Here is a 9,582-nt window from a genome sequence, read left to right on the forward strand (position 1 = left end):
TAGAGCAAGATCCATTCGTTGAATAGGTAACCGAACGCGCCGCCGCCGCTGCCGCCTGCGCCGCCCGCGCCGCCGCCGCCGCCGCTGCCTGCGGCCAAGGCCAACGTGTTCGGGTCAAATGCGAATCGCGCGTCGAGTCCATCGCCGCCCGCGCCGCCCGGTGTTCCCGTGCCGCCGCTCGGCCCGGCCTCGCCGGAGCTGCCCGGTGTGCCGTGCTCGCCCGGCTGACCACTGCCGAATGAGCCGGTTGCGCCGCCCAAGCCGCCTGTACCAGCGGCGCCGCTCGCGCCGCCCGCAACCGCGCCTTGATTCCCGTCAGGTGCGGCGCCCATGCCGCCCGCGCCGTTGCCGCCAGACTGACCCCAACCCTTGCCGCCTGCCTCGCCCGGTACGCCCGCGCCGCCGGGGGCTCCGGAAACACTCGAGGCGCCCGGCGAGCCCGCTTCGGCCGCAGCGCCCGGCGAGCCGGGACTGGGTGGATAGCCTGGCCCCCCCCAACCTCCGTCGCCGCCCATGCCGGCCATGCCGCCCGCGCCGCCCGCGCCGCCCGCGCCGCCCACGCCGCCCACGCCGCCCACGCCACCCACGCCGCCGCCCGCACGACCCGGCACCGCCGCGGACACATCCAGCGAGGCGCCCCAAAGCACATTCGTCTTGGATGCGATGGCGAGCGGCCGCTGGCCTTGAACCGTGACGGTCACGCCGCCGCCGATGTCCACACTCAGGAAATCAAAGACACAGACGCCGAATTCGTCGCGGCCTTGCGCCTCGTACGCGCCGGACATCGTCAGCGCATCGGTATCGATGAGCAGGTTGCCCTCCGCGACGGTCAGCCGCCCGTCTGACCCGTCACTGACGTACAGCGTGAGCGGATTGCTGATGCCCGGGCCGGTGTACGCGCAGACGAAATGGTCCGACTCGTCATTCCAGTTGCCCACGGCATCCTGCGCCGCGCCCGCGGGCACCCATACTCGAACCTCGCCCGGTTCGAAAGAGATCAAGTCGAAGCTGTATTCCGCGGCGATACCTTCGAAGTACGCAATGCCACCGTTTTTCGTATTGACGTCGGATACGCTGAGGCCGAACACCGGTTCGTTCGCCGTCACGTAGACTTTGTAAGGGTTCGCGCCCGTCGGGCATCCCGCATCGGCGGCAATCGTGAAACGCGGCCCCACGTTGTCAATATAGTACTGTTCACCGTCCGTGAAGCTTCCATTCCCGGCGCCCGGACCGCCAAACGGGTTCTGCCATTCATCCCAAATCGTGTCATCGTCCAGTACCGTGACGCCCAAGTTGCCTTCGCCCGCGCCGGTTTCCGCCGTCACGGTGTACGTTGTGCCGGAACCGGCGGCATCAATCACGCGCGCACCGGTCAGGCTGCCCGTCGCCTGCACGGCGAAATCCGTGGCGTCCACGCCGACGACGCGCTCATTGAACGTTACGAGAAACGTTACCGTGGCGGCGTTGGTCGGGTTTTCGTTCTTCAGCGTGATGGAATTGACCTCGGGCGGGGTCGTGTCGGGCACGAAGGGATGGAGCATCCAATCGAGATAGTATTGCTGCACGCAATTCAACACCAAGTAGGTGTAGCCGGTCCGGTTCAGATGGATGGCGTCCAGCTTGAGGCCCGACCGGTTCATGGCTTCCGGCGGACTCGGATAGGCGGGATAGCCGCCCGGCATGGGCCAGTAGTCCGACGCCGCCGTGCCGGGGAACGGCACCGTGCCCGGCAGCAGGAAGATCGACGGATAGCCGAAGCAATACTGCATAAGGCCGAAGTTCTGAATGTACTCGCAGCGCGGTGTTTCCTGGGCCAGCTCCAACTTCTCGCGCCCGAGTTCAATGAATGCACCGTTGATCTGGCTGGGCGTTGGAAAACCCAGATACGCCCAAAGCAACAGCGCCTCGTTGCTCCGGTCCAGCGGGCCCAGTCCCAGCACCGATTCAAAGAGATTGAGATAATCGTAATCGACAATCAGGACGCGGATATTCGGCCGCACACTCAGGATGTGGTTCACAACCTTCTGGACGTTTGCGCGAATGCTCGACCAGAGCGCCGCCCGCTGATCGGCTGTCATGCTTGTGTGATAAGACGCAAGCAGGTCGATACCACCCGTGCTCAGGTGCACCGTATCGATGGTTGGGCTCGCCAGCAGCGCCGCCGTAATGAGATTCAGCAACGGCTCCGAAGCGAGTATGGCCGCAGGCATGCCCCCTATCGCCGTGAAACGTCCGTCCTCCTCGAACATGCCCAAGCCTGTCATGTTAAACACATCGCGCACAACCCGGTCTTTCCAGAGGAAACCGGTCCAGCTGTCTCCCACGAGCAACACGCGCGGAATGCCCGCGTGCGCCGTAGAAAACGCCAGCGCCAGCACTAGCGCAAGCCCGATTCTTCGCATCGCTTTTCCCGGCATAACGCATCCCTCTCCTATTAGAATCCTATAATTGCCATTACGTAGTGTATCACAATTGATCATGTTTGGAATGTCAATTACTCCGGCATTCTACTCTTTTGTATTCTACACCCACCGCCGCAAATTGTCCAGACCTATCTTTCATCGTACTGCCTTGCCTGAGCGCTTGGTAATGGTCCCTCGCACGGGCCGCAGGTCATCCGGCGCCGTTCAACTGGCGGCGGGGCGCGGTCCCGTCGCGAACGCTGCCCTGCAATATCACACAAACAGGCCATAATCCGGGGAATCACATTTCGCATTCAATTGCGAACCGGGTCAGGGTTCCGTGCTGGGCCGGCACATGCCAAATCACATTTTGGGCCGACAATGGGGCTTTCAAGAATTACAATTGACCTGGCCTGTCAAGAAGTATTACATTATGGTCCTGTCGTGTGCGGTCGTTGTAGTATGGGCCGCCGCAAAAGTTGGAGTACAGGGTTATGGATGCGCCCCAGGAGGACTTGCGCCCGAAGGCCACCGCAGGGACCGGAGTGCCGCTCTATCTCAGAATCAAACAGGACCTGAAAAGCGCCATCGACCGGGGGGAACTCGCCGAGGGCGCGCGCGTGCCTTCTGAGTTTGACTTGGCGAAGCAATACGGGGTGAGCCGGAATCCGACACGGCAGGCCCTGCGGGAGCTTGAGCTGGAGGGCTATTTGACGCGGTCGCGGCGGCGCGGTTCCTTCGTGACCCCGTCAGCGTACCGGGCGCGCCGCTTCACGGTCAGCCAAGGCCGTGTGGTCGCGTGCATCTGCCCGCACGGCAAAAGCCCGCACGTGCGCGGTATCGTCGAAGGCTTCGTCCACCGGACGGGTGAGCGCGGTTCCCATGTGCTGGTGTACTTCACGGAATGCACGGACCAGAACCAGGCGGAATTGCTGCGGGAAATCCGCCGCAGCGGCATTGCGGGCGTGGCGCTCTGGCTCAGCGACGACTGCGCGGAGACCTTGCGGATTTTGCGGGATTTCAAGGACGCCAATTTCCCGTTTGTACTCATGGACCGTTACGTGCGGGACGCGGACTATGATTGCGTTGCAACGGACAACGAATACCTCGCCTACACGGTCACGAAGAATCTGATTGCCGCGGGCCACCGGCATATCGGGTTTCTGAGCAACGTGTATCACAACACAGCGAATGAAGACCGGCTCGCGGGCTACCGGCGTGCCCTTAAAGAAGCTTCGCTGCCCTTCATCGACGGGCTCGTGGCGGAAGTTTCGACCGCAAACCATGGCGGCCCCACGGAGATCGACCGCGTGGTGGCGCACCGGAGCCGGCCCACGGCGTTCTTCTGTTCCCAGGGCTGGATTGCACTGTTGGCTGAGGACTTGATGCGCCGGCTTGGTTACACGGTGCCGGGGGACATGGACCTGGGCTCGATTGATGACGGCGAGTTTATGGCACACCCGGACCTGAAGGTACGGCTGGCCAGGCAGCAATCTGACGACATGGGCTGCCAAGGCGCCAACCTGCTGATGGACCGCGTCGACAATCCGCATGGCCTGGCCACGCGGCTTCTGCTGAGGCCCGCGTTTAACTTCGCGGAAACGTGAGCGGCAGGTTGGCTGCGGCGCGTGCCTGCTAGGCGCCTGATTCGCCGCTTGCGGGCGCGGCGGGAGGCTGCGGTGGCGGCGTGGGAGACGCTGGCAGCGCGGGCGGGCCTGCCATGAGCGGGGCGGCGCCGGGAACGGGCGCGCCCATGGCCTGGAACATCCCGGCAACCTCGCGGGCCTCGCGGACAACCGAGCCGTCCGGTGCTTGATAGACGAAGTGGGCGGGGTCTATGACTGCGTCGAATTCGAGGCTCTTGAATGTCGTGGTGGCGGCGGCCTCCTCTGTTCCGGCAAAGTGGACCAGCATCATCAGCGCGCCGGTCTCCTTGTCGAAAGAGACCAGTTGCCACCCGGAAGCGGCAATGCCCGCCGCGTCTGGTGGCGCTTTGGCCTCGATCACGTAGGCGGGCCTGTCCTCACAGGTGGTTTCCGGCATGAGCCGGAGTGTCCATCCTTCCCGCAGGTAATGCGCAAGGGGATTGGGCCCGAAACTGCCCGGCAACTGGTACGCGCCCATTTCCTCGGGGGTTCCCCGGATAACAACCGTCGTCTGCGGCGCCGGCGAGAGGCCGGGCGCGGGCATGTTTATCGTGTTCTGGAGATATACCTCCTTGCCGTCGAACACATGCACCAGCTTGATGGATGCGCCCGGGGAAGGCACCGGCAGCGGAGGGGGCGCGCCGGGGGGCGCATCGTCGTCCATGCCCGGCATCTTGAAGCGCAACGTGATTTCGGCGCGATACAGGCCGGTTTCGCCCTGTTTCAAGTATTCGTAGACGCCTTGGCCCTCGATGCTGCCGCCTTGGGCGGGTCCCGCCATCAGGTTGGAGACCAGTTCGACCCTCGCGCGCAGCGCCGGCACTCGCGACCAGCGCGCGCTAATGTCTTCGATCACGGAAGCCAGCGCCGGGTCGAGTTCTGGCGCCGGGGACTCGGCGGAAGGCAGCGCCTTCCCGGACGGCGGCGCCGGGGCCTTCCCGGGCTCCGGGATTGAGGCCGCGCTCGGGGCCGGCGTCGGCTCCGGTTCTCTGCACGCGCCGAACGCCGCCGCCAGGATCACCGCCAGTCCGACCGCGACCTGATACCGCATGGCAACCGTCTCCCTCGCCTGCAATTGCATTGCCGGCGCATCCCCCTTGCGGGGCGCAGCTTGCGAAGAGCCGCGCCGCCGTGCACGCGCCCCGCATAACAGGGACGGGGCGGCGTTGGCAAACGCCGCCCACGGCCCATCCGCCACACTTCGCGTTATCCTTGTCTGATGCGGCTACTTGTGCACCACGATCGAACCGCCTCCCAGCACGGTTGTCGGGTCCGCATCCATGCTCGCGCCGAGCAGGTTGTCATAGACTATCGTTTCGACACCATCCTGCTCCGTGAAAATGCGAATGCGGAACGTATCCGGGCACCCGGCGTTCTTGAGGTCGCCGTCAATGGCGCTCAGGAAGAACTTGTAGCTTCCTGCGCCGTTGATAGTCCCGACGCCCTTGTACAACGCCTTTGCGCCCGCGATGACCAGCCACTCATAAGAACTTGAGTGGAAGTTCAGGTTGCCGGCTCTGAACTGGAATTCGGTCTGGCCTTCGGGCGTGTTCGCGCCCTTCTTGTACTTCGAGACAAACCCGAACGTGGCCTTGCCAGTGAGCTCCGGGTCCAGCGCGTACGCGCCCGGCGGCGAGCTAATCCAGCCGCCGCCCGTGACGAAGCCTCCGGACGGGTCATAGACCGGCAGAAACAGACTGACGGGCGCGCTGACGTTGCCCGCCGCATCCGTGCCGCGCACCGATACGGTCAGGATGGTCGAGGAAGAGACTCCCGCGACCGTCGCGGAGACGCCGGCCGACAGCGCAGGCGACCCGATGGGGTCCATCGGCAGCCACGTCGCGCCGCCGTCCAGGCTGTATTCCGCCGCGACGATGTTCGAGCAAAGGTCGGCGGCCGTAGCCGTGATAACGAACGGAGTATTCACCGCCACCGGATTCGGGGTGACCGCTTCATTCGCTACGACTGGCGGCGTCACGTCCACCACCGTCACGGTCACGGCGCATTGCGTGCTGTTCCCGTTGACATCCGTAGCCGTGATGGCAACCACCGTGTTGCCCAAGGGCGCTGCGGCGCCCGCGGCGGGCGATTGCGCAACGCCTGCAATGCCGCAGCTATCAGTGGCGACGGCCAGCGCCGCAAGGTCCGGAACAGGCGCCGTGCAGGAGTCGTCCGCGTCGAGCGTAACGTCTGCCGGGCACGTGAGTTCAGGCGCCACCGGGTCCACAACGGTAACCGTGGCGACGCAGGAAGCGGCGTTGCCGTTCACATCCACGACTGTCAAGGTGACGGCATTCGCCCCCACGTTGGCGCATGTGAATGTGGTCGGCGCGGCGCTTGCCGCGGCGATTCCGCATGCATCATTGCTGCCCGCGTCGATGTCCGCCGCCGTGATAGCGGCATCGCCGCTCGCATCAAGCTGCACCGTGATATCCCGGCACACCGCAACCGGCGCCGTCACATCCCTCACGGTCACAAGCGCGGATGCGGTGCTCACGTTCCCGCTTTGGTCGGTCACCGTCAATGTCACCGCATTTTGCCCGATATTCGCGCAGCCAAAGGAGCTCGGCGCGACGCTCATCGACGCTACCTCGCAATTGTCGCTGCTGCCGGCGTCCAAGTCCGAGGCCGTTATGAACGCCATGCCCGCGGGGTCAAGCGCCACCGTGATGTCTTGGGCCAGGGCCGCCGGCACAATGGTGTCCACAACCGTCACCACCGCGGCCGCAGTTGAAGCGTTTCCACTTTGGTCCGTTATGGTCAATGTGACCGGATTCGCGCCGATGTCCGCGCAGGAGAAAGTGTCCGGCGCGACATTCCGCGAGGCCACGGAGCAGTTGTCGCTGCTGCCGGCATCGATATCCGCAGCGACGATAGATGCCGCACCCGCGGTGTCCAGCGTCACCGTGATGTCTTGGGCCGAGGCCGCCGGCGCGATGGAGTCCTTCACGGTCACGACCGCTTCCGCGGAGGCTTCGTTACCGCTCGCGTCCGCGGCGGTCAGCACCACCGGATTCTCGCCCAGGTCTTCGCAGTCAAACGCATCCGGAGCGACGGAGAGCGACGCCACCTCGCAGTTGTCCGACGTGCCGCCGTCTACCTGGCCGGCCGTGACCGAGGCCGCGCCGTATTCGTCCAATTCGATGGTTGCGTTCTGTACCGTCATTTCCGGCGGCAAGGAATCCAGGACCGTCACCGTCGCCACGCAGGTGCTCATGTTCCCGCTCGTGTCCTGGACTGTGAGCGTGACGGCGTTCGCGCCCAGGTTGTCGCAAGTGAACGCATTCGGCGTGGCGTGTATCGACTCGATGGCGTAGTTGTCCGTGCTGCCGCCGTCTATGTCGTTCGCACTGATGGCCGCGGCGCCCGCACTGTCCAAGGCCGCCGTGTAATCCTTGCAGAACGCCTCCGGCGGCGTCGTGTCTTGCACGACGACCGTGCGGGTGACGGTAACCGCTTGATTGTTCGAGGAGTCGGCCACGTCATACGCTATCGTGTAAGCGCCCAACGTTGAAGCATCGACGTTGCCCGAGGCGGCGACCATGTGGCTGATATCGCCGTCGTAGTTGTCCATGGCTGTCGCGCCCGGGTCCACGAACGGCGTGTTCACTTCCTGTTCGAGCGGGTCGCTCCCGTTCAGGGTGATGACCGGAGGGGTGGTGTCAACGATGTGAACCCAGCGCAGCGCTTCCGTGGCCGGGTTCCCCGCCGCGTCCGAGACATTATAGGTAACGCCGTAGTTGCCCAGCACCGTGTTCACCACGTTGTTAGCCGCTGCAATCTGGCTGGTAAGGTCGCCGTCGCAGGCGTCCAGGGCCGAGGCGCCCGCATCGACGTACGGCGTATGCACTTCGAGCGTGATGTCCGTCGCGCCCGCCATGGTGATCACCGGCGGGACCGTGTCTTCGACCGTCGCAGTGACCAGGGTCTCGCTCTGCTGGCCGATGTATTGGTCGAACACCGTGACGCGCACCGTGTTCGAGCCGTACGCGCACGCAACGTTCAGGGACAGGTCCGCGGCCGTCGGGGGGCCGCTCGCCGCGACTTCGTCCGTCCGGACGAGAGTGCCGTTGACTTCCCATGCAACCGTCAGCGGGTCGCCATCCCCATCCTCCACGTGGACGCTCACCTCGGCTTCCGCGCCTGAGGGTCCGGCGCACTCCACGGTTACGGAAGGCTCCGCTGAGGTTATGGTGGGCTTTGCATCGGCGATTCCCGTCAGTCCAACGGCCACAACGGGTTCGTTCAGGGCGTTAGATACGACCGTCAGGTCCGCATATTTTTCTCCGGAGGGCTGCGGGTCGAACGCGATATCCACTACGCCCGCTTGGCCGGGCGCCATGGGATTGGTCCACGAGTAGCCTTGGATGGAGAAATTCGCGGCATCCGGGCCTGTCACATCGACGCTCGAGAAAAGGAGGTCTCGCGTTCCGGTGTTCTCGAGCGTGATTCGCTGGGCAGCGGTGAGTCCGCTTCCCGTTTCATGAATGCCGAAATTGAGCGGTCCTCCCGTGACGGAGATTTGGGGGCCCACGTCAAGCCGGAACGTCACACTTGCGGTCATGTCTACCGGCACAAGGATCGTCCACACTTGGCCCGGAGCCAGGAAGCCCACGTCAATTGGCGCATACCCATCGACGGTCACCGTGACCATCGCCGCCGTGTCGACGATGCTCGTGTTCACCAGGAAGACCTGGTCGAAACTCTCAAAATCGCCCGTAAGGCGCACCATCTCGACTAGTTGCGGGGATGCGACGCCCGCCAACTCGAGGTCTACCCGCTCCTTATTCCAATAGTCCGGAAGTGTGTAGCCCGCCGTGGCGGGACCGCCCTCCAGCGTGGGAATCAAAGGCGTGTAGAAAGCGGGGTCATACAAGCTCGGCCCCGTGAGTACGTTGTCGTTATATGCAGTTCCCGCAAGTATATCGTCGTTGAAGGACGGCGTACTTGCGGCTTGCTTCGCCGTTGTCATGTTGGAAATCAGCGTGAAGCGGCCCAGATAGTTGCCGTTTGTGTCCGGCGTGTGGTTATTGCAGTAAACGACAGCGCCAGATGCTTCGACGATCGAACCGTGCAGCTTGACCATGCCGGGCGTTGCCCTGCCGCCTGCGCCCCCTGCGCCGCCTGCCCCGCCGCTGCCGCCCGTGCCGCCCCAGCCTGCGCCGCCGCCCCAGCCGCCGGAACCGCCATAGCCGCCGCAAACGCCCCAGCACGCAGGACCCGCACCGTCCGTGCGCCCATTGCCGGTCCAGCCGCTGGGTCCGCTCCCGCCACCCCCGCCGGAGCCCGCGTTACCACTCAAGCCGCCCGCGGCCGCCGTTGCGGAAATGTCCAGCGCCGCGCCCGGTTCCAGTTCAAGCAAACCGCGCGCGGACAAGATAATCGCGCCACCGCCGTATCCGCCCGCGCCGCCTGCGCCGCCCCAGCCGCCGTCGCCGCCGTTGCCACCCCAGCCGCCGGTTGCCCCTTGCCCGCCGTTGCCGCCTGCGCCGCCCCAGCCCACCAGGGTCCAGCCCAACCACCAGATGTAAGCC

The 9,582-nt window shown here is 64.8% G+C and carries 4 protein-coding genes; 1 reads left to right on the forward strand and 3 read right to left on the reverse strand.

The features are described 5' to 3' along the window. On the reverse strand, positions 1 to 2,402 hold a 2,402-nt coding region (locus tag KA184_21410; GenBank protein MBP8132145.1), incomplete at its 3' end, for a hypothetical protein. 494 nt (positions 2,403 to 2,896) lie between these two features. On the opposite strand from KA184_21410, the gene KA184_21415 reads away from it, so the two are divergent. Next, a complete protein-coding gene (locus tag KA184_21415; GenBank protein ID MBP8132146.1) occupies positions 2,897 to 4,009 on the forward strand; it encodes a GntR family transcriptional regulator in 1,113 nt (370 codons plus the stop codon). A gap of 28 nt (positions 4,010 to 4,037) precedes the next feature. Here the strand turns inward: KA184_21415 and KA184_21420 are convergent, their stop codons facing one another. Both KA184_21420 and KA184_21425 read right to left on the reverse strand, forming a co-directional pair. After that, entirely contained in the window at positions 4,038 to 5,099 is a 1,062-nt protein-coding gene (locus tag KA184_21420; GenBank protein ID MBP8132147.1) for a hypothetical protein, read from the reverse strand. 174 nt (positions 5,100 to 5,273) lie between these two features. Then, on the reverse strand, positions 5,274 to 9,582 hold a 4,309-nt coding region (locus KA184_21425; protein ID MBP8132148.1), incomplete at its 5' end, for a DUF5011 domain-containing protein.

It is taken from the genome of Candidatus Hydrogenedentota bacterium, from assembly GCA_018005585.1.
Taxonomy (GTDB): domain Bacteria; phylum Hydrogenedentota; class Hydrogenedentia; order Hydrogenedentales; family JAGMZX01; genus JAGMZX01.

Excerpts from the sequence above, each read along its gene's own strand:
- KA184_21415 (MBP8132146.1), top strand. The coding sequence starts at position 2,897 with ATGGATGCGCCCCAGGAGGACTTGCGCCCGAAGGCCACCGCAGGGACC.
- KA184_21420 (MBP8132147.1), bottom strand. The coding sequence starts at position 5,099 with ATGCGGTATCAGGTCGCGGTCGGACTGGCGGTGATCCTGGCGGCGGCG.